At 55.9% G+C, this 25,723-nt stretch carries 24 protein-coding genes; 11 read left to right on the top strand and 13 right to left on the bottom strand.

The features are described from left to right. Entirely contained in the window at positions 1–1,518 is a 1,518-nt protein-coding gene (gene lysS / locus PGR10_RS16580; protein WP_015704650.1) for a lysine--tRNA ligase, read from the top strand. A 58-nt stretch (positions 1,519–1,576) separates the two neighbouring features. Here lysS and PGR10_RS16575 read toward each other — a convergent pair whose 3' ends face one another. From PGR10_RS16575 to PGR10_RS16550, 6 genes are all read right to left on the bottom strand, one after another. Then, positions 1,577–2,965 carry an amidohydrolase family protein gene (locus PGR10_RS16575; RefSeq protein WP_430923802.1) on the bottom strand — a complete coding sequence of 463 codons (1,389 nt, stop codon included), beginning with the start codon at positions 2,963–2,965 and terminating at the stop codon, positions 1,577–1,579. 17 nt (positions 2,966–2,982) lie between these two features. Further along, positions 2,983–3,933 carry a carbamate kinase family protein gene (locus tag PGR10_RS16570; RefSeq protein WP_430923801.1) on the bottom strand — a complete coding sequence of 317 codons (951 nt, stop codon included), beginning with the start codon at positions 3,931–3,933 and terminating at the stop codon, positions 2,983–2,985. 127 nt (positions 3,934–4,060) lie between these two features. Then, a complete protein-coding gene (locus PGR10_RS16565) occupies positions 4,061–5,479 on the bottom strand; it encodes a DUF1116 domain-containing protein (RefSeq protein WP_213794424.1) in 1,419 nt (472 codons plus the stop codon). Next, the gene (gene fdrA, locus PGR10_RS16560) at positions 5,479–7,026 is read right to left on the bottom strand and encodes an acyl-CoA synthetase FdrA (RefSeq protein WP_430923800.1); all 1,548 of its coding nucleotides are present in this window, start codon (positions 7,024–7,026) and stop codon (positions 5,479–5,481) included. Before fdrA ends, PGR10_RS16565 begins: the two co-directional genes overlap by 1 nt. Then, the gene (locus tag PGR10_RS16555; protein ID WP_430923799.1) at positions 7,016–7,879 is read right to left on the bottom strand and encodes a DUF2877 domain-containing protein; all 864 of its coding nucleotides are present in this window, start codon (positions 7,877–7,879) and stop codon (positions 7,016–7,018) included. The genes fdrA and PGR10_RS16555 overlap by 11 nt, the downstream gene beginning before the upstream one ends. Positions 7,880–7,918: 39 nt before the next feature. Continuing rightward, positions 7,919–8,524, bottom strand: coding sequence for an ankyrin repeat domain-containing protein (locus tag PGR10_RS16550; protein ID WP_430917262.1), 606 nt, complete (start codon positions 8,522–8,524; stop codon positions 7,919–7,921). 259 nt (positions 8,525–8,783) lie between these two features. On the opposite strand from PGR10_RS16550, the gene PGR10_RS16545 reads away from it, so the two are divergent. From PGR10_RS16545 to PGR10_RS16515, 7 genes are all read left to right on the top strand, one after another. Beyond that, a complete protein-coding gene (locus PGR10_RS16545; RefSeq protein ID WP_271032031.1) occupies positions 8,784–9,269 on the top strand; it encodes a DUF1097 domain-containing protein in 486 nt (161 codons plus the stop codon). A 110-nt stretch (positions 9,270–9,379) separates the two neighbouring features. Beyond that, positions 9,380–10,318: a LysR substrate-binding domain-containing protein gene (locus PGR10_RS16540; RefSeq protein ID WP_087860313.1), complete on the top strand. Its 939-nt coding sequence runs from the start codon at positions 9,380–9,382 to the stop codon at positions 10,316–10,318. A 118-nt stretch (positions 10,319–10,436) separates the two neighbouring features. After that, complete coding sequence (locus tag PGR10_RS16535) at positions 10,437–11,078, top strand: helix-turn-helix domain-containing protein (RefSeq protein WP_430914478.1); 642 nt, start codon at positions 10,437–10,439, stop codon at positions 11,076–11,078. Positions 11,079–11,171: 93 nt separating this feature from the next. After that, positions 11,172–11,507 carry a DUF3302 domain-containing protein gene (locus PGR10_RS16530; protein WP_020079414.1) on the top strand — a complete coding sequence of 112 codons (336 nt, stop codon included), beginning with the start codon at positions 11,172–11,174 and terminating at the stop codon, positions 11,505–11,507. Then, complete coding sequence (locus tag PGR10_RS16525; protein ID WP_411325827.1) at positions 11,507–12,649, top strand: HlyD family secretion protein; 1,143 nt, start codon at positions 11,507–11,509, stop codon at positions 12,647–12,649. The genes PGR10_RS16530 and PGR10_RS16525 overlap by 1 nt, the downstream gene beginning before the upstream one ends. 115 nt (positions 12,650–12,764) lie before the next feature. Beyond that, positions 12,765–13,190, top strand: coding sequence for a hypothetical protein (locus PGR10_RS16520; RefSeq protein ID WP_045393394.1), 426 nt, complete (start codon positions 12,765–12,767; stop codon positions 13,188–13,190). 174 nt (positions 13,191–13,364) lie between these two features. Then, the gene (locus PGR10_RS16515; RefSeq protein ID WP_113373789.1) at positions 13,365–13,829 is read left to right on the top strand and encodes an RcnB family protein; all 465 of its coding nucleotides are present in this window, start codon (positions 13,365–13,367) and stop codon (positions 13,827–13,829) included. Positions 13,830–13,889: 60 nt separating this feature from the next. Here PGR10_RS16515 and PGR10_RS16510 read toward each other — a convergent pair whose 3' ends face one another. From PGR10_RS16510 to PGR10_RS16500, 3 genes are all read right to left on the bottom strand, one after another. After that, positions 13,890–14,906, bottom strand: coding sequence for an ROK family protein (locus PGR10_RS16510; RefSeq protein WP_430923798.1), 1,017 nt, complete (start codon positions 14,904–14,906; stop codon positions 13,890–13,892). Between the two features lie 97 nt (positions 14,907–15,003). Then, positions 15,004–16,548 carry a nucleoside hydrolase-like domain-containing protein gene (locus tag PGR10_RS16505; RefSeq protein WP_430923797.1) on the bottom strand — a complete coding sequence of 515 codons (1,545 nt, stop codon included), beginning with the start codon at positions 16,546–16,548 and terminating at the stop codon, positions 15,004–15,006. Between the two features lie 163 nt (positions 16,549–16,711). Then, on the bottom strand, positions 16,712–17,302 hold the full coding sequence (locus tag PGR10_RS16500) for a YSC84-related protein (RefSeq protein WP_430917050.1): 591 nt from the start codon (positions 17,300–17,302) through the stop codon (positions 16,712–16,714). A 236-nt stretch (positions 17,303–17,538) separates the two neighbouring features. On the opposite strand from PGR10_RS16500, the gene PGR10_RS16495 reads away from it, so the two are divergent. From PGR10_RS16495 to PGR10_RS16485, 3 genes are all read left to right on the top strand, one after another. Continuing rightward, positions 17,539–18,717 (top strand): M20 aminoacylase family protein, encoded by a 1,179-nt coding sequence (locus PGR10_RS16495; protein WP_087860309.1) that lies wholly within the window; start codon positions 17,539–17,541, stop codon positions 18,715–18,717. A gap of 19 nt (positions 18,718–18,736) precedes the next feature. Then, on the top strand, positions 18,737–19,513 hold the full coding sequence (locus tag PGR10_RS16490) for an ABC transporter substrate-binding protein (protein WP_430923796.1): 777 nt from the start codon (positions 18,737–18,739) through the stop codon (positions 19,511–19,513). 129 nt (positions 19,514–19,642) lie between these two features. Continuing rightward, a complete protein-coding gene (locus PGR10_RS16485) occupies positions 19,643–20,596 on the top strand; it encodes an aldo/keto reductase (RefSeq protein ID WP_213794435.1) in 954 nt (317 codons plus the stop codon). 114 nt (positions 20,597–20,710) lie between these two features. Here the strand turns inward: PGR10_RS16485 and PGR10_RS16480 are convergent, their stop codons facing one another. The 4 genes from PGR10_RS16480 to PGR10_RS16465 form a co-directional block, all read right to left on the bottom strand. Then, on the bottom strand, positions 20,711–21,502 hold the full coding sequence (locus PGR10_RS16480) for a MoaF C-terminal domain-containing protein (RefSeq protein WP_430923795.1): 792 nt from the start codon (positions 21,500–21,502) through the stop codon (positions 20,711–20,713). 25 nt (positions 21,503–21,527) lie between these two features. Beyond that, positions 21,528–22,304, bottom strand: a complete 777-nt coding sequence (locus PGR10_RS16475; protein WP_087860306.1) for an SDR family NAD(P)-dependent oxidoreductase — start codon at positions 22,302–22,304, stop codon at positions 21,528–21,530. A gap of 88 nt (positions 22,305–22,392) precedes the next feature. Further along, the gene (locus PGR10_RS16470) at positions 22,393–24,126 is read right to left on the bottom strand and encodes an arylsulfatase (RefSeq protein WP_430923793.1); all 1,734 of its coding nucleotides are present in this window, start codon (positions 24,124–24,126) and stop codon (positions 22,393–22,395) included. A 44-nt stretch (positions 24,127–24,170) separates the two neighbouring features. Beyond that, the gene (locus PGR10_RS16465) at positions 24,171–25,358 is read right to left on the bottom strand and encodes an anaerobic sulfatase maturase (protein ID WP_430923792.1); all 1,188 of its coding nucleotides are present in this window, start codon (positions 25,356–25,358) and stop codon (positions 24,171–24,173) included. Positions 25,359–25,723 lie beyond the last annotated feature (365 nt).

The following is a 25,723-nucleotide window of genomic DNA, read 5'->3' as shown; positions in this document are numbered from 1 at the left end:
ATGTCTGAACAACAAGCACAAGGTGCCGATGAGGCAATTGACCTTAATAATGAACTGAAAACTCGTCGCGAAAAATTGGCTGCGCTGCGTGAGCAGGGCGTCGCTTTCCCGAACGATTTCCGTCGCGATCATACCTCTGACCAATTGCACGCTGAATTCGATGCGAAGGATAACGATGAACTCGCTTCCCTGAACGTTGAAGTCTCTGTTGCTGGCCGTATGATGACCCGCCGCATCATGGGTAAAGCCTCTTTCGTTACCCTTCAGGACGTCGGCGGCCGCATTCAGCTGTACGTCGCGCGCGATGACCTGCCGGAAGGCGTCTACAACGAACAGTTTAAAAAATGGGATCTCGGCGATATCATCGCCGCCCGCGGCAAGCTGTTCAAAACGCAAACCGGCGAACTCTCCATTCACTGCACCGAGCTGCGTCTGCTGACCAAAGCCCTGCGCCCGCTGCCGGATAAATTCCACGGCCTGCAGGATCAGGAAGTCCGCTATCGCCAGCGTTATCTGGATCTGATCGCCAACGAAGAGTCGCGTCATACGTTCCGTATCCGTTCGCAGATCCTCGCCACTATGCGTCAGTTCATGGTTGCCCGCGGCTTTATGGAAGTCGAAACCCCGATGATGCAGGTGATCCCAGGCGGCGCTTCCGCCCGTCCGTTCATCACCCATCACAACGCGCTGGATCTGGATATGTACCTGCGTATCGCGCCGGAACTGTATCTGAAACGTCTGGTGGTTGGCGGCTTCGAACGCGTCTTCGAAATCAACCGTAACTTCCGTAACGAAGGGATCTCCGTACGTCATAACCCAGAGTTCACCATGATGGAACTGTATATGGCGTATGCGGATTACAAAGACCTGATCGAACTGACCGAGTCGCTGTTCCGCACTCTGGCGCAGACGGTGCTGGGCAAAACCGAAGTGCCGTATGGCGACCAGGTGTTTGACTTCGGCAAACCGTTTGAAAAACTGACCATGCGTGAAGCCATCAAGAAACACCGTCCGGAAACCAACATGGCGGATCTGGATAATTTCGACGCGGCGAAAGCGCTGGCGGAATCTATCGGTATTCAGGTAGAGAAAAGCTGGGGTCTGGGACGTATCGTCACGGAGATCTTTGATGAAGTGGCGGAAGCGCATCTGATCCAGCCGACCTTCATCACCGAATATCCGGCGGAAGTTTCTCCGCTGGCCCGCCGTAACGACGTGAACCCGGAAATCACCGACCGCTTCGAGTTCTTCATCGGCGGCCGCGAAATCGGTAACGGTTTCAGCGAGTTGAACGATGCGGAAGATCAGGCGCAGCGTTTCCAGGATCAGGTCAACGCCAAAGCGGCGGGCGATGACGAAGCGATGTTCTATGACGAAGACTACGTCACCGCGCTGGAGTACGGCCTGCCGCCGACCGCCGGCCTGGGTATCGGTATCGACCGCATGGTGATGCTGTTTACCAACAGCCACACCATCCGCGACGTTATCCTGTTCCCGGCCATGCGTCCGCAGAAGTAATCGTGTTTGGTAAATGACAAAACCCCGGCTTGCCGGGGTTTTTTACATGACGCTGGCATCAGGCTCCGACGCTGCCCCAGACCATCTTACCGTTATGGAAGGTGGCGGTACGCGGCGAAATTCGCGCCACGGCTTCGGCGGAGCAGGAGGCATCGACCAGCACAAAGCTGGCGTCGTCCTGTGCTTTTGGCCATACGCGCTCGCCTTTGTCATTCAGCGGCAGCACGTCGCCGGTGGCGATGGCCAGCGCGCGCGACAGGGTCTGCTCATTGGGGCGGATATACAGCTGGGCGTAGAGATTGGCTTTCTCCAGCATGTCGCCCAGTCCGTAGGGCGACCAGTGGTCAATCACGCTATCGGTACCGGTCATCACGAAGACGCCTTTTTCGCGCAGTTGCTTGAGCGGCATGTGCAGAGTGCCGATCGGCACGGTGGAGGCGATGGTGATTTGCTGCGCCGCCATGCGGATCGCGATGGCATCGACCTGCTGCTCGTTCAGCGTCGCCAGCGCAAAAGCGTGGCTGATGGTCAGCTTGCCTTTCAGCGCCGGGGTCTTCTCCACGGTTTCCACCATATAGTTCACCGCCGCCACGCCCGCCGGGCTGGTTTCATGCAGGTGAATATCCACCCCTTTGTCGTAATCCAGCGCAATCTGGAACATGGTATCGAGCGATTTCTCCATCGCGCCATCGACATTAGTCGGATCGAGACCGCCGACATAATGGGCGCCGGCCTGCATCGCTTCGCGAACCAGTGATTCCGATTTCGACAGCAGCAGCCCGTGCTGCGGAAAAGCGACGATTTCGCAATCGAAGCCTGGTTTACGCCGCGCCAGCACTTCCTGCAGATTCTCAAGGTTCTTCAGCCCGGACACCGGCTCAATGTTGCAGTGGCTGCGGGCGATGGTCGAGCCTTTGGATTGAATCAGGTCGATAAGCTTCTCGGCGTGCGCCTGCGTATAAGGCTGGAGTTCCGGCAGCAGTTTCTGCTCAAGCTTGATCATATCCTGAATGGTGGTGCCCGCCGGGCGGTTAAGCGAGCGCCACGGGCCGCCGTAAAACGTTTTGTCCAGATGGATATGCATGTCGCGCATGGCGGGCAGCATCAGTTTGCCGCCCGCATCGTAGCGCGGCAGCGTGGCATCCGGGTGGCTATTATTGCTGCGCAGGGCGACGATTTTGCCGTCTTTTATTTCCAGCGTTTGCAGCTCGGTCCGGGTGTGAACCACCACGCCGTTTTCATATTCGAAGCCGCTTTCCAGCAGCACGTTATCAAGGTAGTAATGTTTATCGGCGACGTTGACCGCGCCTTTATTATCGCAGGTGGCCGCGGACGATTGGCTTCCTGCGGCATACGCCGCCGGCGCGCCCGCTGCCAGCAGCGCGGCGGCGGTGACCATCTTGCCGCTTTGGGTAAGAAATTCGCGACGGCTATTGTCTTTATTCATTCTTTCTTCCTTTTGTGTCAGTCATGCACAATATGGGTTCCCGTTTCGCCACGTAGCGCGGCTGGCAGACATTCCGGCGTAGTGATGATCACCCGTTTGCCGCCGTGTTGCAGGAACGCGAGGCTGGCGACGATTTTTGGCAGCATACTGCCTGCCGGGAAATGCCCTTCCTGCATATAGCGGCTCATCTCGCTGATGCCAACGCAACCCAGCGCCTGCTGATTAGGTTTGCCGAAATTAACGCACACTTTCTCCACTCCGGTAGTGATCACCAGAATATCAGCATCAATTTCGCGGGCCAGCAGGGCGGTTGAGAGATCTTTATCGATCACCGCATCCACGCTCTGGTAGTCGCCCTGCGGGCTGCGTACCACCGGGATCCCGCCGCCGCCGGCGCCGATCACCACAAAGCCTTGTCGGGTCAGCGCCTTGATAGCTTCCGCTTCGACAATGCGTTTCGGCTCCGGCGAGGCGACCACCCGGCGATAGCCGCGACCCGAATCTTCCACAAAGCGCCACTCAGGATGCGCCTGCTGCAATTCATCGCGCTGGCTTTCGCTGAAGAACGCGCCGATAGGCTTGGTCGGATGGGTAAAGCCGGGATCGTTTTTTTCGACTTCAACCTGGGTGACGACGGTGACCGCCTTTTGCCCGCCGCGCTGGGCGAGGCGGTTATTCAGCGCCTGCTGAATGAGGTAGCCGATGCCGCCCTGGGTATCGGCGACGCAGTTGGCCAGCGGCGTCAGCGGCAGACCTTCTCGTTCGTGGGCTATCTCCGAGCGGCGTAAATCCAGCCCAACCTGCGGGCCGTTACCGTGGGTTAGCACCACGTTATAGTCCGATGCCAGCATCTCCAGCACCGTGCTGGCCACCGCTTTGACCGCCTCGGCCTGATGCTCGATCGACTGGCTGGCGTTATCTTTGATAATGCTGTTGCCGCCAATGGCGACGACGATGAGTTCTTTCATATCTGGCTTCCGTTACAGAAGGTGATGTAGTTATTGTTATTGTGTGGTCGTGGTAGTCGCCCGGCCAGGCGTAGGGCTGCCGGGGATTTCCCGGGGTCGGCGCAAACGCCTCGCCCGGGCTACAACGTTAAACGTCGTAACGATCGCACCAGCGGAGGATCGCTTTTTCGAAACAGGCGAACGGCGGATGGACGATACCGGCGCCGATCATGCCGATCCCAGCGTCTTTGTGGGCGATAGCGGTGTTGATCACCGGTAAAATACCGCTGCTGCCGACGCGGGTGATGTCGATCGCGGTCGGGATCCCCATAAAGCCGAGCAGCGGAATGGTGACGTTCGGGTTTTCGCCAAGGGTGATTTCACGCATCTGGCGAGAGAAATCGACCGCTTCTTCTACCGTTCCACCGACCAGCGCGACGATAGCCGGCGCCGTCGCCATGGCGAAACCGCCGATGCCATAGGTTTCAGTAATGGCGCTGTCGCCGATATCGAGGCCGGAGTCTTCTGGTTTAAAACCAGCGAACATCGGGCCTATCACCTGCTGGGCCGGGCCGGTAAACCATTGTCCCGGCAGGCCGCTGACCCGCAGTCCGAACTCGACGCCGTTGCGCGCCATGGTGGTGACTACGGTGCTGTATTCAATGCCGTGGGCCGCGTCCATCGCCGCTTTGCACATCGCCATCCACGTCGGGCCGGAGAAGTAATCGCTGCTGGCGACAAATTCAAACACCTCGCGCTGCTGCGCTACCGGATAACCGGCCTGAATAATCCCCGGCGTGAGCGCCTGAATCAGCAGGGTGGTGCCGGCGTTGTTGCGGTTATGACACTCATCGCCCATATGCAGCGCCTGCGCCAGCATTAAGCGCAGATCGATTTCGCCGATGATCTTCATGGCGTCGCGCAGCATGGGACCCTGCACGTCGCGCATCCAGTTCAGGCGATCGATAACGCTTTGATCGTTGGCGCCCATGCGTAAAATCTTGGCCATCTGTTCGCTCATATTGGTATAAGCGATATTGCCGTAGGTTTTGTTCTCGACGATGTGCATGAACATCGACGCCGACGTTACGCCCGCCATCGAACCCACGCAGTCGTGTTCGTGACAGGGTGAGAAGGTAATTTCACCGGAGGCGGCAAGCTCGGCCGCTTCATCCAGATCTTTTGCCAGCCCTTCAAAGACCAGCGCGCCGGTGACCGCGCCTTTCATGGCGCCGCACATGTTTTGCCATTCCACCGGCGGGCCGGCGTGCAGAATAGTTTTTGGCGTCATGCCCGGCACGACGTTAATGGCCTGATCAAAGCCGATCAGCACCGGGTGCGATTGAATAATACGCTCCAGCGCCTGCTGGTTGGCGGCGGCGATTTTATCCGCCAGCGGCGAGTCGGCGATACGATCCAACGCCTCGACCACCTGCATATTGCCCTGGCCAGGCGGCGTCCAGTCGAGCTGGGTGACGGCGGTATGCTGCTTTTTCAAATCGTCGCTGAACATGGCGATACCGACGTTAATTACGTTCAACGGCTGGTTAAATAGCGACTGGCTCATCAGGCTTGCTCCCCTTTGCAGATAAATTCACGCGCCAGCAAACCGGTATTGGTGCTGCTGCTGGCCAGAATGACGCCAGCGTCAAGTAGCATCTGGCGCTGTTGCTCCAGCGACGGCGTATCGATGTCGGTACCTAACACGTAAGCGAGGATCGTCAATGGGCGCCCATCGGCGGCGGCAATGGCTTTGGCCTCTTTGATCGCCGCGATCGTCGAACCCACCGGATCTTCATGCGATCCGAAGCCCAGCACGAAGTCCATGACGATGACCGCCACTTCGGGATCGCGCGCTTCCTGTAGCAGGCGGCTGATGCGGTTGGTCGGGTCGATCATCGGGTGCGGCTTACCGTTGGTGAAGTCGTCATCGCCGAAATCGAGGAAAGTGTGCTTGATGCTGCGATTGATATCGCTCAGACGATAGGCCGGATCCGGCTGAATGTTGCTATAAACATCCGCGTGTTTTTCCAGTACCGCGAACATGGTTTCATCGCACAGGGTACCGCCGCAGAACAGGCCGCGAATGTACTTTTGCCGTGGCGTGAGCTGCGCGCGAACGTCAGCAATCAGCGCCTGGTTCAGCGGATGTAAATCGAGATTTTCCTGCTTAATACCGCTCAGCAGGACAGCCTTCAGCGCCGCGTCTTTAGTGCCGCGGGCGAACTGCAGACCTTGCTCATCGGCGGGAGGCTCGGCGCGGCCAAGGAAGCACGCCACTACCGGTTTACGGCAGGCGCGAGCGCGTTCGAGCACTTTTTTCGCCACCGCTGGAGCCGGTGGTTTAGAAACAAGGACGATGAGTTCCGTTTGCGGATCGGCTTCCAGCATCTGAATAGCGTCGAGCATCATCAGGCCGCCGATTTTCTCACTCAGATCGCGACCGCCGGTACCGATTAACTGTGAGATCCCGCCGCCGAAATCATGGATACGGACGCTCAGCTCCTGGCTACCGGTACCAGAGGCGCCGATAATACCGATGTTGCCGCGGCGAACCGCGTTACCGAAGCACAGCGCCGCGCCGTTAATAATGGCGGTGCCGCAGTCTGGCCCCATCATCAATAACCCTTTTTCGTGGGCCAGCTGTTTCAGCGCCAGTTCGTCGTCAATAGAGACGTTATCGGAAAACAGCATCACGTTAAGATCGTTTTGCAGCGCCTGGCGCGCTTCGCGAGCGGCAAACAGACCGTTGACCGAGATAATCGCGAGGTTACTTTGCGGAAGATGTTTTTTGGCGCTGGCGAGGGTGGCGTAGCGCGCTTCGTGCTGGCCGCTGTCGGCCTTTTTGCTGAACAGCGCTTCTATTTCACCGAGTATCTGTTCACTATCGGCGCCGTCTTTGCCCTTGATAACAATCATCAGGTCGCCGTTTTTCGCTGCTTCAAGCTCCGGCGTCAGCAGTCCCAGGTTATTCAGCACCCCTTTGTTCATTTCCGTCGCCATCGCCACAAATGCCTGCTCTACGCCATCGAGCTTATTAGCGCGGGTGGAAATCGACATTAATGAGACGGAATCAAAATAGGTATTCTTCTTCACCACTATTTTAACTGACATTATTCCCTCCATACGTTTGGCTCAGCGCGCAGGCATCCGCCATGCCCAATAGCATGTCGCTGCCGGAACTTGAGCCAATATTTTTAATATCGGCAATAGCCTTAATAGAAAAGGTTGTCGGTTGATTAACCATCAGATTAATCAACACGGCGATACTTTCGCGATAACGTTGGTTTATCGCTGCCTCCAGCGTAATCGCGCTGAGCGGCGTAGTATTTTGTTGGGCGCTCTGCAGCGCGGTTATAAATGCTTCCCGGTATTGATTAGCCGGGTGTCCCTTTATGAATAAAATAACGCTCAGGCCTAGCAAATAATCATCCGCCGATGGCGTCAGGCCAATGCCTAATCCGATCATGTGCGCCACGGCGGCGCCGATATTTTTATTTTCGCCAAGTGCTTTAAATAAGGTTTCCCGGCGCTGCTGGAGTTCATGACGCATCGCGTGATAAAAGGGATTGTCGCCGCGATAGAGAAATAACGTGTCATCCTCATGTAACTGCGTAACGATAATGTCATGCCATCGTCGCCAGGCTATCTGGTTAAATGTTGCCGCGTTTAATACCGCCCGCGGCGTTTGCCAGTGCTCACAACGGTAGATGTCTATCCATGTATTATCGCCAACGTAAATCCCTGAATCGGTAAACCGGACGCTTTCCCCTGGCCGGAGCAGGTTGTCAAAGTGGGTGAGTGCTAACCTACAGCTATTAGGCGCATTGTCAGAGGTTTCACACAGCAGCGTCAGAAGACCTGGTTTGCCCGGGGTTAGCAGGTTCACCGCATGGGCGAAAACCTCTCCAACCCGTCCGCCGCCGCGCTGCGCGAGAAAGCTCTTATCCGCAGTTAGCGCTTGCACACACCGCCGCGAGGAGGTGTTTATGGCGATTCTCCTTCCTCAGGCTCCGGCGGCGACCAGCAGGTGGGCGATTTCACTGAATCCCTTATCCCATGCCAGCTCCAGCGGCGATTTACCATACTTATCGGTCATATGTGGGTTGGCGCCGTGCTCCAGCAGCAGTTTGACGATATCCTGCTGCGTCGCGCCGCCGTCGTTTAAGACAATCGCTTCCAGCAGCGGCGTCCAGCCAACGAAATTGGTGTGGTTAACGTTAATGTCAGTTTCCGCCAGCAATATTTTTACGATTTCAAGATGACCTTTTTCACAGGCCGGCGTCAGGCCTACGCCGCCGAAACGCGTTAATCGTTCGAGGTCGGGTTTTGCCGGTAAAATTAAGCGCAGTAGTTCGACGTCGTTATTCAGGCAGCTGATTAAAAACGGGTTAAAACAGGTCTGGTCCTGCTTATTAATATCGGCGCCAGCGGCAATAAGAACAGAGACACAAGCATAATGTTTATTCAGACTGGCGAGGGTAATAGCGGTTCGCCCCTGGCGATTACTGGCATTAATATCGACACCGCTTGCAAGGCAGGCTTTTAGTTTCGCGATATTTCCCTGCTCTGCAGCCAAAAGATAGTCAGCAATAATATTTTCCGTGGCCATCATCTTGCTCCTGTTGTTGCGGCTGAGACTTTCTTGATGGCTTGAGCATAGCAACCAGAAATAGATAAAAGAACCCGCTTAAATTTTATTCGCCATAATCCGGTAAATTATTGAATAACTTTCAACAATCGATGCAGACTGTGCGGCAGAGCAATGTTTACTTCTTTACGCTTATACCCCTTAACGCAATCGGGTTTTCTTTCGATATAGTTGCCGTCAGAAAGCAATGTCATCGATCTATTTTTCAGAGGGGAAAGAGATGAACGGACTCACCGCTACGGGGATCACCGTCGGTATTTGCGCAGGCGTTTGGCAGCTTATTTCCTCGCACGTCGGGCTGCAGCACGGTTGGGAATTATTGGGAACCATCGGCTTCGTGGCGTTCTGTAGTTTCTATGCGGCAGGGGGAGGCCAATCCGGCTTTGTCAAAAGCCTGTGCGTTAACTATTCCGGAGCGGTGTGGGCGTGGCTGGCGGCGCTGGCCGCTGGCGCTCTCGCCTCAGCCAGCGGTATGTCGGGATTCTGGGCAAGCGTCATTACCACGGTGCCGTTTTCGGCAGTCATCGTCTGGCAGGGGCGCTTTACGCTAACCTCGTTTATTCCCGGCGGTTTCCTCGGCATGACGCTCTTTTTCGCCACCGGTTTGAACTGGACGGTGACGCTGTTGGGATTTCTGGCGGGAAATTGTGTCGGCTTTATTTCAGAATATAGCGGGCGCAAACTCAGTGAGGCGACCAGTAAGTAGCGTGCCTGAAGTCGCGACGGGTATTAAGTATTGTTCAAAAATGATTGCCCCGCGTCCCGGTAACCAATACATTCAGCTCAGGTATGGTTTAGCGGAGGCGGGAAGGGCGCATGAACTCGATTTTTACTGAAGAAAATCTGCTGGCATTCACCACCGCGGCGCGTTTTGGCAGCTTCAGCAAGGCGGCCGACGAGCTGGGGTTAACCACCTCAGCCATCAGCTATACCATCAAACGGATGGAAGCCGGGCTGGACGTAGTGCTGTTTACCCGCAACACCCGCAGCATTGAACTGACGGAATCCGGCTACTATCTGTTTCGCAAGGCCACCGATCTGCTTAATGATTTCCATGCGATAAAGCGCAGCATAGATACTATCTCGCAAGGTATCGAAGCGCGGGTGCGCATCTGCATTAATCAACTGCTATACACGCCGCGCCATACCGCCCGCCTGCTGCAGGTGCTGAAAAAACAGTTTCCCACCTGCCAGATAACCGTCACCACCGAGGTGTACAACGGCGTTTGGGATTCGATCATCAATAACCAGGCGAATATTGCCATCGGCGCGCCGGACACGCTGCTCGACGGCGGAGGTATTGATTACACCGAGATCGGCGCGATCCGCTGGGTGTTTGCCATTGCCCCGGATCATCCGCTGGCGTTTATGCCCGAACCTATTTCGGAAAGCCAGTTACGCCTCTATCCCAATATCATGGTTGAGGACACCGCCAGCACGATCAATAAAAAGGTCGGTTGGCTGCTGCATGGTCAGGAGGCGATCCTGGTCCCTGACTTCAATACTAAATGCCAGTGTCAGATCCTCGGTGAGGGGATCGGTTTTTTACCTGACTATATGGTGAACGAAGCGATAGCTGAGAAACTGTTGGTGATCCGTCAGATCCACAATCCGCGTCAGGATTCCGGCATGCTGCTGGCGACGCAGCATGCCGCCACCGGCCAGGTGACGCAGTGGATAAAAAAGCAATTTCGCCCCGGCGGGATTTTAACGGCTGTATATGCTGATTTATTGCATCGTGGAGAGGCGAAATAGTCTTGCCACACATATCTTTACGCCAAAACTCCAGCTGTGGACTTTTCCCCTCGCTTTGCCTTATATATATTTGATGACGTCGGTGATACGGGAATGTACGGCAATGGATACGGGGAAGTTGAATAGCAGTTTTGGTCGTATTCATGCGTGCTACCAGAAGCTGCAGTTAAATGCGCATCTCCCGCACGTCATCGCCTGTAGCGAAAACGTCGAGTGCGCCGCCGGCGAGCGTTTTCAGCCGCAGGATGGGTTCATTTACTTTCTGCTGTCCGGGCAAATCACCCTCGCAGTCAACGACCCTGACAACCTGTTGGGTATTGTGATTGAGCATATGCCGCTGGGCCTGCTTGAGTATTACTGCCCGGCGGTAGAGCTGCTATATCAATGCCTCGACCGCTGTCGTTTTGCCAGAATCAGCGTGGAGGATTTCGAGCGTATCTTCTTTTACTCTTCGCCGGAGTATATGAAAGAACTGACGACCATTCTGGCCTACATGGGCATTTTTGCTCTCGATGCGCACAACGAGCGCGGCAACCTGTCCGGTTTTCAGACCATAAAATCGATGTTATCGCGTTATCTGTACCGTAACGAGATCGATTATGGAAAACGTGAAAGCCTGTCCGCTTTTATTATTAAACGGACCAATCTTTCGCGCAGCTATGTTTATCAGGTTTTAGCGGCGTTAAAAGAAGGCGGTTATATCACGGTGAAAAAAGGTCAACTCATTTCTATCGACCGAAAAATACCGGATAAATTCTGATTAATATGGTCAGTTATCAGGGCGGTTATGCCCGGCTTGCTGACGCCTGTATAAAGTGAATGTGAAATACGTCACACATTCTGGAGTTATTTTATGACCCTGGATTATATTGCTTTAGCCATACTGATTGCGGTGGTGCTGATTTTATTTTATGGAATTATCGTGATCCACGATATTCCTTATGAAATAGCCAAAAAAAGAAATCATCCGCACCAGGATGCGATTCATTACGCTGGCTGGGTGAGCTTGTTCACCCTGCACGTGCTGTGGCCGCTGCTGTGGATCTGGGCCACGCTGTGGCGAGAAGACCGCGGCTGGGGAATGCAGCAGTTAAAGACCGACCAGCACGATTTACATCAGCGTCTGGATGCTATGCAGGCGGAATTAAACCGTCTGAAAAATAGCGCCGTCAATCAGGAGGGTAAATAATGGAAACGTTATTACTGCTGTGTTATGCCGCCTTGTGTATCGTGATATTTAAAGTATTCCGTATTCCATTAAATAAATGGACGGTTCCCACTGCGGTATTAGGTGGCGTGATACTGATTGGCATGTTAATCCTCGGTATGAATTATAACTTCCCCTATAGCGAAGTCGGGAAGCAGGTTTATCGCACGGTGCCCATTGTTTCGCAAACCCGCGGTCGAGTCACCAGCGTGCCGGTGAAACCAAATCAGATGCTGCATGAAGGCGACATCTTGTTCACCATCGACCCAACCCCGTTCCAGGCGAAGGTGGACGACCTGACCGCACAGGTGAAAGCGGCCAGCCAGGATGCGTTGTCGCTGGATGCGGGGTTAACCAGCGCGCAGGCTGATTTAAGCAAAGCGGTCGCCGAGCGCGACCGGGCCCAGCGTGAATACGCCCGCTTCCAGGCAGGTCATGATAAAGGGGCCTTTTCCGATCAGATGGTCGATACGCGTCGCCAGAACTGGAAAGCGACGCAGGCGGCGGTTGACGCCGCCCGGGCAAAGGTCGTACAGGCGCGTAACGATCTCAATTCGGTGGTGCACGGCGAGAACACCAAAGTTGCTTCGCTGCTGGCGCAGCTGCGTGAGGCGCAATTTAAGCTCGATAACACGGTGGTACGCGCGCCGTCTGACGGCTACGTCAGTACCGTCGGTCTGCGTCCTGGGACCATGTCCACCGCGTTGGGGTTGAAGCCGGTGATGACGTTTGTGCCAACGGATAATGTGAATTCACGTGAATACGTCGCCGCATTCCGTCAAAACGCGCTGCAGCGTTTGCAAAAAGGTGAACAAGCTGAATTGCTGTTCCCCTCTATTCCCGGAACCGTGTTTAAAGCGCAGGTAGCGGAAGTGCTGCCGGCGATTGGCGAAAGCCAGTTTCAGGGGCAGGGAACGTTGCTGACGGCCAACGATCTGGCGGCGCGCGGCCGAGCGCTGGTGGTATTAAAAGTGACCGACGATCGTCTGGCAAATTATCAGCTGCCGCAGGGCGCGGACGTCGAAGCCGCCGTCTATTCGCAGCATTTTGAGCACCTGTCGCTGATAAGAAAGATCCTCATCCGCATGAAAAGCTGGGAAAGCTATCTTTATCTCGATCACTAAAACGACAGAATAGCGATGAGGCAGTTTTAAGAACTTTTCCTAATGCTAAGCGCAGGAGCTTATGCCATGCTGAATGTGACTCGTAACATAAAGCACGCGTTAAGAGAGGAAAAATATGAAAAAAGCAATGATTGCACTATCCGCTATTCTGGTCGCTTCTCCGGTATTCGCAGCAACCACTACACATGCAACCGATGACACCGTGGCCGCAGCGCATGAGAATGCCAACACGGCGAAAGAAAAACTGCACCAGGCGCAGAATCAGGGCGAAGAGATGAAGCTCAAGTCCAAACATGCTGCTGAAGGGAAAAGCGATAGCGTCGGCAGCCAGGTAAGTGAAGGCACGCAGAAAACCTGGAACAAAACCAAAGAAGGCGCCGAGAAGGGTTGGGATAAGACCAAAGAAGGCACTGAGAAAGGCTGGAACGCCACTAAAGAAGGCGCCAGCAAAGGTTGGGATAAGACCAAAGAAGTCAGCGAGAAAGGCTGGGATAAAACCAAGCAAGGCGCTGAAGAGTTAAAGAATAAAGTCTCTGAGTAAAACGGACTCACTGAGAATAAAATGGCCGCGCAAGCGGCCTTTTTTACGTCTGGCGCTCGCTGAATTTATTGTTTGCTGCCTTCCTGATTTAGCCAGGAATAGTCCTGGATAGCTTGCTAATCACTATTTCTCCACATTTGCAGGGTAAAAAAGAAATATATCAGGAGGTGTACTATGAAAAAGATTATTTCTCTGGCGGTTATTTTATCCTGCGTGCTGAGCGCTCAGGCTTTTGCCGATGGCCCAAATGATGACCATCGTCCGGGGCAACAGCAGGTATGGCAGAATGGCCCGAAGCAGGGCGACCAAAACGGACGCCACCAGCCGGGCGGTCCTGGCGATAACCATCAGGACAACAATGACCACCGCGGCCCGGAGCGTAGCGGTCATGACGATCGTCGCCAGGAACGCCATGAGCAGGATCATTTCGCCTGGAGGGGTAACGATTTCCGTAAAGGCCATCCGGCGCCGGAGCGTTATCGCGGTGATGAATATCGCGTCAGTAACTGGAACGAGCGTGGCCTGCCGCGCCCGCCGGAGGGCCATCACTGGTCTTATATCGATGGCAATTACGTGCTGATCGCCGCGGCGACAGGAATCATTACCTCAATACTGGTAAGCGGCGCCCTCGGTCATTAAATAATGATACTTGCGGCATGGCATTCGCGCCGGGTCAGGCTAACGTCTGACCCGGCTTATTTACGCCAGTTGCGCGGTAATCGCGTCGGAGCTCAGCTGCACAAGCCCTCGCCAGCCGTAGTTATGCCCGGTTTTGTAGTGGCGTATTTTAATCTCGCGAATATGACGGTTCGGGTTGTCATCCAGCATCTGCTGCGCCAGCGGCAGAATATCATCGCCGTAATCTTCGAATAGCTCACCGGTGGCAATGACCAGACGAATATTGTGAATAGGCGCGGTACAGCAGATGGCAAAATAAAGCGCGCGGGCGGTCGCCTGAATACCGGGGGTTTTATTCGCCGGATCGACGTTAAACGCCGGCTCCAGCCCGCCATCGTAAGGTAAATGGACGATTTCCGGATAAAAACCGTTTTCGCCCAATCCCGGAACGCCATTGGTACAGTAGCCGTAACCGAGGCTGCCGAAGCCGGGCATAAACGCCACGTATGAGATCCCCGGCGAGCGTTTCGCCAGCAGGTAATTGGTGCAGTGGGCGATGTTGTAGATGCGGGTAGGGATGCCGAGGCGCTGTTCCAGCAGCGCCAGCAGGTTAATGTTGTTGTCGGCGAATAACGGACAGTAGCGCACCACGCCGGTGGTATGTTCAATACCGCCCTGCAGCGCCACGCTGACTACCTTGATTTGCGCCGTTTTCAACGAAGCCTGCTGGCATAACGCCTGCAGGCCATCGGCAATAAACTGCGCCAGCGTATCCGGGGTCATTTGCTCCGGGAGGCTGAACTGATGGCTGGCTAACGGCGCTTTCAGCGTATGGTAATCGTTGAGCGTACCCTGGAAACTGCCGCGACGCAGCATGATATTCACGCTCCAGGCATTGCCTTCTTTAACGGATAGGCACTGCTGCGGGCGGCCAAAAGCGGCGTCTTTTACTTCCCGCTCTTCGATTAATTGCTCTTCCAGCAGCCGGGCGGTGAGCTTGGTAATGTAGGCTTTAGTGACGCCGAGCCGCCGGGTCATCTCCGCCCGCGATTCGCTTTCGCTATGCAAAATGTTGAGGATCTGCTGTCTGTAGTCCACGCCGTCACGCCCCTGTCACCGTTAAGTCAGGCGTCATCATACCATCCCGCCCGCGCGATTGCGGGCGGGAAAAACAGGCGGTTCCTGTCCGCGAGGGTTACTTGACGGTGACGATGATCCGACGGTAGGCGGTAAGTGACGGCGTGCCGTTATCGGTTACCGCGAGGATCAGATGCTCGGTTCCCGCACGCTGCGCTTTAACCTCGGTGTGAGATTGTGCGGCCTCGCCAAGCGTCAGCACCGCAGGCGCCTGCAGATTATCTTCGCCGCGACGGCCCTGAACGTCGTTAACCGCCACCGGCTGTGAGCTGGCGGAGCCGGCTTCCGGATAGAGGAACCAGCGATAGCTGAGCTGATTGCCATCGGGATCTTTACTGCCCTCGGCGCTCAGTTTCAACGTTTCGCCAACTTTGGCATTCAGGAACAACGCTTCCTGCCCGCTATCACCGTTCACCACCGCCTGTGGATTATGGTTAGCCGCGGCATAGTCTTTGATCCCCCAGTCCATTCGCGCGGCGAAATCATGCTGGAAGGCTTCGCGCCAGCGCCAGATCGTGGCCTGATTAGAGGTATATCGCTGACCATCGACGCCGGTGACCGTATCGGCTGCATTCGGGTTACCCGGATAGAAATCGCCGCCGCTGCTCCAGAACGGGCGCGTTTCGTGTTGTGGTTGACGAACAATATAGCGCCCGCCCCAGCCGCCCCAGCCCGGATTGCGCTCGCTATTGAGGCCGTTACGGATTAACCCGAGAAATGCTGGCGTGTCGCCTTCCATAATGAACAGATACTGCAGATAGCCTTTGCCCATCGGCCCTTTGCTGCGGATGTTGTCATCCAGCCAGTGCTGAGAAACGGTGGTGAAATCCGCGCCCGGCGCGTTGCGATAGTAGCGATCGCCGCTGATGCCAGTCCAGGTGGCGCGGGCATAATCTTCGCCTGTTTGGCTGGAGGGATCGCCAATCCAGGTGATCTGAGGATAGTTTTCCCGCACCCAGAAGCCGGCATCGTCCTGATCGGAAATCGCGTAAACCACCAGGTTTTGCGTTAATGCGTTCACTGTGCTGGCCGGATGCTTCGCGCTTAAGTCTTTCAAGGCCTGCGCGAGGGTATTGGCGCCGCCCCACAGGTTGATATATAGCGGCTGGCTGGCATTGGTGCTTTTCTCAATAGCGTTTACCAGCAGATCGGAACCGGCGGTATGTTTACCGGCGCCGGTCGCCGCCAGCCCATAGCCTGCCACGCCCGGCGCGACCACCGCGTCCAGTTGGCTCTGGGTTGGGAAGCCGGCGGCGTGTTTCAGCAAGTTAGGTTGCACTTCACCATAGTGGCCCACCACCCGTTCAATCATATCGGTGTGAACCTTTTCGCGCTGCCAGGTCGAGGTGGTTGCGACCAGTCCTTCAACGTTCATCTCATTGGCGTAGAGCAGAAAACGGGTCAGCGACATCTGGTCATCCGGTTCATTGCCAATGTCGGTGAGCACGAAGACGCGCGGTTTGGCTTGATACGGCAGCACTTTAGCCGCTATTTGACCGATGGTGGTATCGGCGCTGGCCGCCAGCGGCGCGGAGGCTGCCAATAGCCCGGCCATCGCCAGCCAGATACTTTGAGCGAGCCTGCTGCGTTGTGATTGGATCATGTTTACCTCGAGAGTCCCTTGCCATAAAAGTGAACCCAACATAGTTAACCAAGGAAACAAAGTAAAAATAAAAACAAACGGAGTGTGACAGGAGTAGCAGTTTTGTGCGCTTTGCTTGTGGTGGGAGAGCGCCGCACGCTGCTCTGTGCGGAGCAAAGAAAGGTTACTTTTTATTCAGCTCGTCATCCGGCCAGTATTTATAACCGTTGACCATTGCCTGAGCCGCCAAACCTTTCTCGGTGATTTCATAAACGTTGACTTTTGACGGCAGCGAGGCGGTATCTTTCGCCACGCCGTTGGCCGACGCGCCTATCGGTGCGATGCCGTTGTCGTCATATTTCGCTGCCGCGTTGGCATCCGCGCCGACCATATAGCCTTTAGTAATGAAAGTATTCAAGGCGTCTTTATCGTGGAATACCAGTACGGTGCGAAGCTGTTTCACGCCCATACCCACACCGGCGCCGCCCTGGGCCATTTTCATATAGGTATCTTTGCCGGTGGCGCTATTTTTAACGACGCCGTAACCGCTGCCGAAGCCAAAGACTAATATCTTACTACTGTTGCTGGCGAAGACCGCGTAGCCCTTTGAATGCTGGATATCGCTACGTGCTTCCGGGTACAGGCTATAGAGTTTACTGAGCGTGTTGGTACGCATCTTTTGAATACTGGCGCGTTGCTGGCTGGCGGTGTCGCCCTCAGCGCTGCAGCCTGTCAGCGTCAGCGCGCAGGCAAGTAAAAGTAAATGATATTTCATGGCTGTTTATTTTTATTTAAAACTGAATTAAAGCGGGGATGGTAGAGTAAGTGTTGGTATGGAACCCATAAAATAAACGTTTATATTTAAATTTTGCCAGTTTTAATGACTATTGTTCTGCGATTTTTCTGTATTAAAAATATGATGGATGACGTTCCAGCAATTAGAAATGCTACTTGCATAAACTTTGAGCCAGGATAACTTGTTAAGTTCTTAATCTATTCCCGGAGAACGGCATGTCTGATTGTGTAATTCCAGAAATTAAAGCCACGGAAGATGAAATGATTTCTATCCGTCATTATTTACATGCCAATCCGGAATTAAGTCTGGAAGAGTTTAATACCAGCGAGCTGGTTGCCGGTAAGCTGACAGAATGGGGCTATCAGGTGACCCGCGGGCTCGGTAAAACCGGCGTCGTCGGCAGCCTGAGTAAAGGCGATTCGCCGCGCACTATTGGCCTGCGTGCCGACATGGACGCATTACCGATTTATGAAACCACCGATTTACCCTGGGCCAGCACGGTACCTGGAAAAATGCACGCCTGCGGCCATGATGGACATACCACGATTTTGCTCGCGGCGGCGAAATATATCGCCTCGCCGGCCTGCCAGTTTAACGGCACGGTGCATCTGATTTTCCAGCCTGCGGAAGAAGCCATCGGCGGCGCGGATCTGATGATTAAAGATGGCCTGTTTGAGCAGTTCCCCTGCGAACGCATCTTCGGTCTGCACAATATGCCGGGGCTACCGGTTGGCAAGCTGGGCTTCTATGCCGGCAACTTTATGGCCTCGGCGGACACGGTCAAAATCACGATTACCGGCTACGGCGGCCACGGCGCACACCCGGAACGCACCGTCGACCCTATCGTGGCCGGCGCGGCGCTGGTGATGGCGCTGCAGAGCATCGTCGCGCGCAACGTGCCGCCAGGGGAAACGGCGGTCGTCAGCGTGGGGACTTTCCAGGCCGGCATCGCCTCGAACGTGATTCCGGAGAGCGTGGTGATGGAGCTCAGCGTGCGGGCGATGAAACCGGAAATTCGCGACCTGCTGATCAAGCGTATTCAAGAGCTGACCGAGTTTACCGCCAAAAGCTATGGCGCCAGCAGCGACGTCGAGATTTACGACTCCTATCCGGTATTAACCAACAGTAATGAAGAGACCGATTTCGCCCAGGCGCTGGCGCTGGAAGTCTTTGGCCGCGAAGGGGTGCTGGAGTCGGTATCGCCAATGAACGCCAGCGAAGATTTCGCTTTTATGCTGCGCGAACGTCCGGGCTGCTACTTCCTGCTCGGCAACGGTGAAAAAGGCGAGAAGGGCGGCTGCATGGTGCATAACCCCGGTTATGACTTTAACGATGACATTATCAGCACCGGCGCGACGCTGTTCGCGCGTTTAGTGCAAGCGCACTGCCGTTAATCCCTGGAGAAGACTTCGAATGAAAAAATCACTGTTGTTATGTTTGGCATTAATAGCGTCGACGTCGGCGCTGGCCGCCGGGGCGAAAGAGATCCGTTTTGGCGTTGACCCGACCTTCGCGCCGTTTGAATGGAAAGATCCGCAGGGCAAGCTGGCGGGATTTGATATCGATTTAGGCAACGCGATTTGTCAGCAGCTGCAGGCGAAGTGCGTGTGGGTGGAAAGCAACTTCGACGGCATCATCCCGGCGCTGAAGGCGCGTAAATTCGACGCGATCCTCTCAGGGATGTATATGACCGAAAAACGTAAAGAGCAGATTGCCTTTAGCGATAAGCTGTACAACGGGCCGGTGTTTCTGGTGGCGCGCAAAAATACCCTCAAAGGCAATACGCCAGAGCAGTTGAAGGGGAAAACTATCGGCGTCGAGCAGGGGTCGGCGCAGGAAACTTACGTTAACCAGTACTGGCGGCCGCAGGGGATTAACATTGTCGCCTATCAGGGGGCCGATAGCGTCGTTCGCGACCTTGAATCAGGTCGTCTCGATGGCGCGGTGCTCTCCGGCATGATGGCCGATTATAGCTTCCTGCAGCAGCCGCAGGGCAAGGATTTCGCCTTTGTTGGCGGACAACTGCAGGATAATAAACTGTTCGGCGCCGGGGCGGCGATTGGCCTGCGTCAAGGCGACGATGCGCTGCGCGAAGAGATAAATGGCGCGATTGCGAAAATGCTTGCCGACGGCACCTACAAAAAACTGGCCGGGAAATATTTTAGCTTTGACGTTTATTCCGGGACATAATGTCAGAGTGTACCCTGCGGGCATGGACTGCCCGCCGCAAGATTCCTTTTCTGATTATCCACTCGACATCCTCTTCAGACCCCCTGCGGTTATCTGAGGGAAACAGAATATAAGCTAAGGAGTATCGGCATGATGACACGTCCATTGGGCAAAAGCGGATTTTCCATCGCCCCATTAGTCTTTGGCGGCAACGTCTTTGGCTGGACCATCGATGAGAAAACCAGTTTTGCCATTCTTGATGCTTTTGTTGACCACGGTTTTGATGCTATCGATACGGCGGATGTGTACTCCCGCTGGGCGGAAGGCAATCGGGGCGGTGAATCCGAAACCATTATTGGCCGCTGGCTACAGGCGCGCCCCGGCATACGCGATAAAGTCAAAATATTCACCAAAGTCGGATCTGATATGGGGCTACCCGGCCATAAAGGGTTGAAAAAAGCCTGGATCCAGCAGGCGATTGATGACTCGTTGCGCCGCCTGAATACGGATTACGTCGACCTCTATTTCGCCCACTGGCCGGATCCTGAAACGCCAATCGATGAAACGTTAGAAGCTTTCCAGGCGCTGCAGCAGGCCGGCAAGGTGCGGGCGATTGGCGCTTCAAACCTCGACGCCGGACAGCTGTCATCGGCGCTGGAAGTGGCGCGTAAAGGCGGCCTTCCGGCCTGGCAGGTGTTGCAGCCGGAATATAACCTCTATCACCGCTCCGCCTTTGAAGGGGCGCTTCGCGATCTCTGCGTCAGCCGCGATATAGGCGTGGTGACCTACTACAGCCTGGCTTCCGGCTTCCTGAGCGGTAAGTATCGCCAGCCGTCCGATTTAGCGCAAAGCCAGCGCGGCAGCGGCATCGCTAAATATCTCAATCCACGCGGAATGCGGATTATTGACACGCTGGTCGCGGTGGCGGAAGAACAGCGCGCGAAGCCTGCAGAAGTGGCGTTAGCGTGGCTGATGAGCCGGGAAGGCGTTACCGCACCGATTGCCAGCGCCACCAGCCTGGCACAGGTGGAAAGCTTCGCCCGCGCGGCGGCGCTGAACCTCGGCAGCGAACAACTGGCGCGGCTCGACAGCGCCAGCGCCTGAGTCAGTCGCTCTCCCCGGAGGCGGCGCGTTGCGCCTTGTCCGGGCTACCAAATCGCACAGTGCCGTAGCCCCGGTAAGCGCTAGCGCCACCGGGGATTTTGCGGCCACGCAATATTATTCCTGATGGCGGGTGACGTTGAGGATCTTCGAGCTCGCGCCGACCGGGAAATTGCTCAAGGCGCCAAAATCACTGCCCTGATAACCCATGATCTTGCCATCGGTTCGCATCTGCTTAAGATCGATAAGGATAACCCCCAGCGTGGGAATGATTTTCTCCCGCCAGACGAACAAATAGAGATCCTCAGCCACCTGCACGTAATGGCAGCGATCGACATCCGCCAGCCCCTTTTCCACGCCATCGAGACACTGCCAGGCGTAAAAATTATCGTTGAGATAGATGTGTTCATAACGCTCGGTCGGGCTATAGGTGTACTGATTGCGCATGCCGACCAGCGCGGTGGTAAAGTCAGGCAGCGGTCCCGGCTGGGCATCCAGACGGGCGAAGACAAATCGCGCCTCGACGGCGGTCAGCGGCAACCCTTGCTCTACCCGGCTGAAGGCGTCCAGCCGCGCGGCGGCTTCGTCAGGTAGCTGGCCGTATACCAGCGTGGCGTTGCGCTGCGTCAGGTTGCATACCGCGCTGATACTGGCGTTATCGCGCTCCGGGTCAAGAAAATCGATAAACAGAATATCGGGGCGCAGGGCGGTTGCCCGCCAGGGCGCGCGTTTGCCGTTCCAAAGCAGTGTCTGGTCATTTTCGATAACCAACTGCTGCGGCTCGCTCCCGGCGGCATAAAAGGTAAAGCGTTCGCCTGCGGGAAGGCTGGCGGTGGCCAGCAGGTTGCCGTGCGGGGCGAAACCATCGGCCAGCGCGCCGACCTGGATAAATACGGCTTCTGAAGTCATGTGAGCTCCTGAGTAGAGTAGGGCGTTAAGTAAACGCCAGCGTTGGAACATCGACGATGCTGGACCCGCCATCGGCGACCAGCGCCGCGCCGCTGATGATGGCGGCCTGCGGCGAGCAGAGAAACTGACAGGCCTGGGCTATCTCCTCGGGGCTGGCGGGGCGGCGTAGCGGAACGTCGCGGCACACCCGTTGATAGGCTTCGGTAAGCGACAGCCCGTGTTGCTGCATCAGTGGGATCATCTCTTCATCCGCCATCGGGGTGGTGACCCAGCCGGGACAAATCGCATTGGCGCGGACGCCCTGTGGGCCGTAATCACGGGCGATGGAGCGCATCAGGCCAATTAACGCGTGTTTGGCGGTGACATAGCCACAGGCCTGCGGCCCGGCGGCAAGGGAAGCGATGGAGGCGACAAACAGCACATTGCCGCGGTTGGCGATAAGCGAAGGCAGGCAGGCGCGCACGCTGGCGAAAGCGCTGTTTAAATTCGCGTTCAGCGCCTCGCGCCATTGGCGATCGCTGGTATCGGCGGCGGCGCTATTGCCCATGCCGCCGGCGCTGCAGATGAGTACATCAATACCGTGAGTCTGGTCGAGAATCGGCGGTAGCAGCCGTTCCCGCCAGACGTCGCCGTCGGCGGCATCGCCCACCAGCGCCGTCGCGCCGGTTTCAACGGCGATCTTGTGTAGTGGCGCTTCGCGTCTGCCGGTAATAAACACCCGATCGCCCGCCGCGCTCATCAACCGCGCGCAGGCGGCGCCGATCCCGCTTCCACCGCCGGTAATCACCACGACTCTCGCCATTCGCTCTCTCCAGTAATGGGGTTCAGGATTACCTTAGAAAGCGAGTTAGCTTCCGGCTATCGCCCGGAAGAACGATAGCCGGGTTCGTTTATTTGCCCTCGCTCACAGGAATGGCCTGCGGCGCGGGCACCGGCTTCATGGTCGCCGGATCGACCGCCAGATAACGCCCGGTTTTGTTATTGATACCGACGTAATCGATCATCTTGCCCTGCGCTTTGGTGACCATGGTACGTTTGGCGAATGCCTCGTAAGCGTCGCTCATCGTTTTGACCCGATCGGCATGTTGGGCCGCGACGTCATGCGTTTCCAGCGGATCGTCATGCAGGTTAAACAGCTGCCACGGCGCATCGCCGGCGTTGAGGCCGCGAGGTACCAGCCGCCGCAACTTCCATTCGCCATCGACCCAGGCCGCCTGATTATGCAGTTCAACCCCGTAGTTGCCGCGCGGCGGCTGCTGGACTTCACCGGTTAGATAGCGCTTAAAGCTGACGCCAATCATCGGTAACACGGGTTTCTTCGCCAGCGATTTATTGGGATCGATGCCGGCGAATTCATATAGCGTCGGCGCCACGTCGTACACCGCCATCGTTGAGGCGTCAATTTTACCGCGCCGGGTAATGCCGGGGCCGGAGATCATAAAGTCGGTATTGATGCCGCCCTGGGCGCTGGTGGTTTTGTGATAGTTGGCGTAGGGGGCATTGCTGACGTTCGCCCAGTGGGGGCCGTAGGAGACAAATGATCCTTTGCGGCCCACGTTGTCATAGCTGTTATCGAACTGCTTCCAGAATTCGGGGGTAGATTCGTAATAAAAACCCTGTGCCGGGTTGGCGCCGTTATCGGTTAAAAACACCAGCAAGGTATTTTTATCGCGCCCGGTTTGTTTCAGCGTCTCTATCAGCGTGCCGATTTGCGCGTCCATATTGGCGATCATCGCCGCATATACCTGCATCACTTTCGCCGTATATTTCTGCTGCTCTGGCGTTAGCGCTTCCCACTCTTTATCCAGCTCCAGATGCGGCAGCGGGGTGTCGTCATGAATGATTCCCAACGCTTTCAGGCGGGCGATGCGCTGGCGGTAGACCTCGGCGTAACCCTGCTCATACTGGCCTTTAAAGCGCTTAATCCACTCGTCCGGCGCCTGCAGGGGGTCATGAGGGGCGGTGAAAGCCAGCCAGGCGAAGACCGGCTGCTCCTTCGGCGTCGCTTTAATCCAGCTATTCATCTGGCGGGCGTAAGCTTCGCTGGAGTAAAAATCATCCGGCAGGGAGACGCGCTCGCCATCACGGGTATAGTAAGTGTGGAACGCCTCGACGGTTCCGAGCGGTATCGCATCGTTAAAATGGCTGGTGCCGCCGCCCATAAAGGCGAAGGAGTGGTTAAAACCGCGGTCCTTCGGCGTGGCGCCGGGAACAAAACCGAGATGCCATTTGCCGGCCATCAGCGTGTTATAGCCGGCATCTTTAAAGCGCTCGGCCATGGTGGTGACGCGGTCGGTCAGCCGCAGCTCGTAACCCTCCTTGCCTATGGTACTGTCGTACCACCACATGCCGCCCATCCCGGCCTGCTGGTTACTGTTGCCGGTCAACAGCATCGAACGCGCCGGGGCCGACATCGGCGAGGTGTAATACTGGCTCATGCGGATACTTTGCTCCGCCATGGCCTGCAGGTTGGGGGTGGGGATCTCACCGCCGAAGGGGCTGATATCGGAATAACCCATATCATCGGCGATAATCACGATGACGTTTGGATGCTCATTCTGCGCGCCGTGCGCGCCGCCGGCGAGGATCATGCTGACCGCCGCGGCCATGGCTTTTTTGTTCACGACTGACTCTCCTGTTCAGAGGGGGATATCATCAGGGTAAGGCGCTACGCAGTATGCGCAGACCCAACAAACGCGGCCCGCCAGGCCTTCAGGCCGTTAAGGTCGCGGGAAAAGGGGCGTACTGGCGCGAGGATTTCGCTAAAGAACCGGTAATAGCCGCCGCAGAGGCGGTTGTTGCCAGCGGCGTTGAGATGCGCGGGGCAGCCGCCCTGGCAGACCATTTTTACAGCGCAAGTCTGACATTCGCGGCGCCGGCTTTTTTGCTGGCCAAAAGGGAGCTGAACAGACGCGTCGACCGCCGCGGCGAGCGTCTGCTCGTCAAGACGGCCCAGCCGATGTTCGGCGTTGATCAGATGATCGCAGGCGTAAAGCTGTCCGTCAGACTCCATCACCAGATTGCTGCCGCAGCGGGCGCTATGCACGCAGCTGCCGCTGCTATGGGTAAAGTACTGCGCCCACGCCTGTTCGATATTGATGACGAACACCCGCCCCATATCGCAGCGCTTTTGCCACTGTCGCCAGATACCGACCATAAAACGCCCCCAATTATCGGCGCTGAGCTGATAACCCTCGCGCAGCGCCGCGCCTTCGCTCATTAGCGGCTGGAACTGCAGATAGCGCGCGCCAAGCGTGACCATCCGGTCATAAATCGCCGCCGCGTGGGCGGCGATTTCGTTATGCACCACTACCAGCAGATTAAACTCCACCTGATGCTGGTGGAGCAGGGCGATACCGCGCAGCGCAGCCGGCCAGGAAGCCTGCCCGCGTTTATCAGGACGATGGTCGTTTTGCAGCGTTTCGCTACCTTCGAGGCTGACGCCGATAATAAAGCGATGTTCGCGAAACAGCCGGCACCAGGCGTCGTTAATCAGCGTCCCGTTGGTTTGCAGGCTATTGCTGATGGTTACGCCATCAGGGGCGTAGCGCTGCTGCAGGGCGAGCGCTTTTTTATAAAAACTTAGCCCGGCCAGTAGCGGCTCGCCGCCCTGCCAGACAAAGTTGATTTCCCGCGCGCTGGCGGGCTGGGCGGCAATATAGCGGCGGATAAACTGCTCCAGCCGCGCCTCGTCCATCTTCCTGACCGGCGTTTCATCCTGCGGGTAGTAGCAGTAGCGGCAGGCGAGATTACAGGCGGGGCCAATCGGTTTCATCAGAATATGAAACGGCAGCGATGAGCGCGGTTCGACGGCCAGCGGAATTTGCTGCTGGCGTAAGGCGGCGATATTCAGCATCGGCTTATCCTCTATTAATTGCTGGCCTGGGGCGGCGTATTTGGGCAATAGCAAGTCAGGCGTAATCCGTTGATTAAGCCGCGGCGTTAAATTATCGACATCCTTTTTAGGGTATAAATGAAAAAATGCAAAAAACTATCGTTCTTAAGGATGAGATCGGACCTGCCAATATAAGGGTTTTTAATCCTCACGAGAAAATAACGCGTGATGTTAATAACTTTTGTTTATGTTTTAACGCCGCTACGTTAACAGATAGCGGGGTGATTTTTAAATGCTTTAAATAACAATGCATTGATGAAAATAATGTAATCGATATCACATTGTTAACATGTTAATGATTGTGTTACTTAAATGTGAAATGTATG

This window comes from Klebsiella sp. 141198 (genome assembly GCF_050600785.1).
Classification (GTDB): Bacteria; Pseudomonadota; Gammaproteobacteria; order Enterobacterales; family Enterobacteriaceae; genus Klebsiella; species Klebsiella aerogenes.
The sequence above is the reverse complement of the archived record's forward strand: the minus strand, read 5'-3'. Positions and strand labels throughout refer to the sequence as shown.

What these genes read in the sequence shown, in the direction of transcription:
- lysS (WP_015704650.1), top strand. Translation starts at nt 1, where the DNA reads ATGTCTGAACAACAAGCACAAGGTGCCGATGAGGCAATTGACCTTAAT.
- PGR10_RS16575 (WP_430923802.1), bottom strand. Translation starts at nt 2,965, where the DNA reads ATGAATAAAGACAATAGCCGTCGCGAATTTCTTACCCAAAGCGGCAAG.
- PGR10_RS16570 (WP_430923801.1), bottom strand. Translation starts at nt 3,933, where the DNA reads ATGAAAGAACTCATCGTCGTCGCCATTGGCGGCAACAGCATTATCAAA.
- PGR10_RS16565 (WP_213794424.1), bottom strand. Translation starts at nt 5,479, where the DNA reads ATGAGCCAGTCGCTATTTAACCAGCCGTTGAACGTAATTAACGTCGGT.
- fdrA (WP_430923800.1), bottom strand. Translation starts at nt 7,026, where the DNA reads ATGTCAGTTAAAATAGTGGTGAAGAAGAATACCTATTTTGATTCCGTC.
- PGR10_RS16550 (WP_430917262.1), bottom strand. Translation starts at nt 8,524, where the DNA reads ATGGCCACGGAAAATATTATTGCTGACTATCTTTTGGCTGCAGAGCAG.
- PGR10_RS16545 (WP_271032031.1), top strand. Translation starts at nt 8,784, where the DNA reads ATGAACGGACTCACCGCTACGGGGATCACCGTCGGTATTTGCGCAGGC.
- PGR10_RS16540 (WP_087860313.1), top strand. Translation starts at nt 9,380, where the DNA reads ATGAACTCGATTTTTACTGAAGAAAATCTGCTGGCATTCACCACCGCG.
- PGR10_RS16530 (WP_020079414.1), top strand. Translation starts at nt 11,172, where the DNA reads ATGACCCTGGATTATATTGCTTTAGCCATACTGATTGCGGTGGTGCTG.
- PGR10_RS16525 (WP_411325827.1), top strand. Translation starts at nt 11,507, where the DNA reads ATGGAAACGTTATTACTGCTGTGTTATGCCGCCTTGTGTATCGTGATA.
- PGR10_RS16520 (WP_045393394.1), top strand. Translation starts at nt 12,765, where the DNA reads ATGAAAAAAGCAATGATTGCACTATCCGCTATTCTGGTCGCTTCTCCG.
- PGR10_RS16515 (WP_113373789.1), top strand. Translation starts at nt 13,365, where the DNA reads ATGAAAAAGATTATTTCTCTGGCGGTTATTTTATCCTGCGTGCTGAGC.
- PGR10_RS16505 (WP_430923797.1), bottom strand. Translation starts at nt 16,548, where the DNA reads ATGATCCAATCACAACGCAGCAGGCTCGCTCAAAGTATCTGGCTGGCG.
- PGR10_RS16500 (WP_430917050.1), bottom strand. Translation starts at nt 17,302, where the DNA reads ATGAAATATCATTTACTTTTACTTGCCTGCGCGCTGACGCTGACAGGC.
- PGR10_RS16495 (WP_087860309.1), top strand. Translation starts at nt 17,539, where the DNA reads ATGTCTGATTGTGTAATTCCAGAAATTAAAGCCACGGAAGATGAAATG.
- PGR10_RS16490 (WP_430923796.1), top strand. Translation starts at nt 18,737, where the DNA reads ATGAAAAAATCACTGTTGTTATGTTTGGCATTAATAGCGTCGACGTCG.
- PGR10_RS16485 (WP_213794435.1), top strand. Translation starts at nt 19,643, where the DNA reads ATGATGACACGTCCATTGGGCAAAAGCGGATTTTCCATCGCCCCATTA.
- PGR10_RS16480 (WP_430923795.1), bottom strand. Translation starts at nt 21,502, where the DNA reads ATGACTTCAGAAGCCGTATTTATCCAGGTCGGCGCGCTGGCCGATGGT.
- PGR10_RS16475 (WP_087860306.1), bottom strand. Translation starts at nt 22,304, where the DNA reads ATGGCGAGAGTCGTGGTGATTACCGGCGGTGGAAGCGGGATCGGCGCC.
- PGR10_RS16465 (WP_430923792.1), bottom strand. Translation starts at nt 25,358, where the DNA reads ATGCTGAATATCGCCGCCTTACGCCAGCAGCAAATTCCGCTGGCCGTC.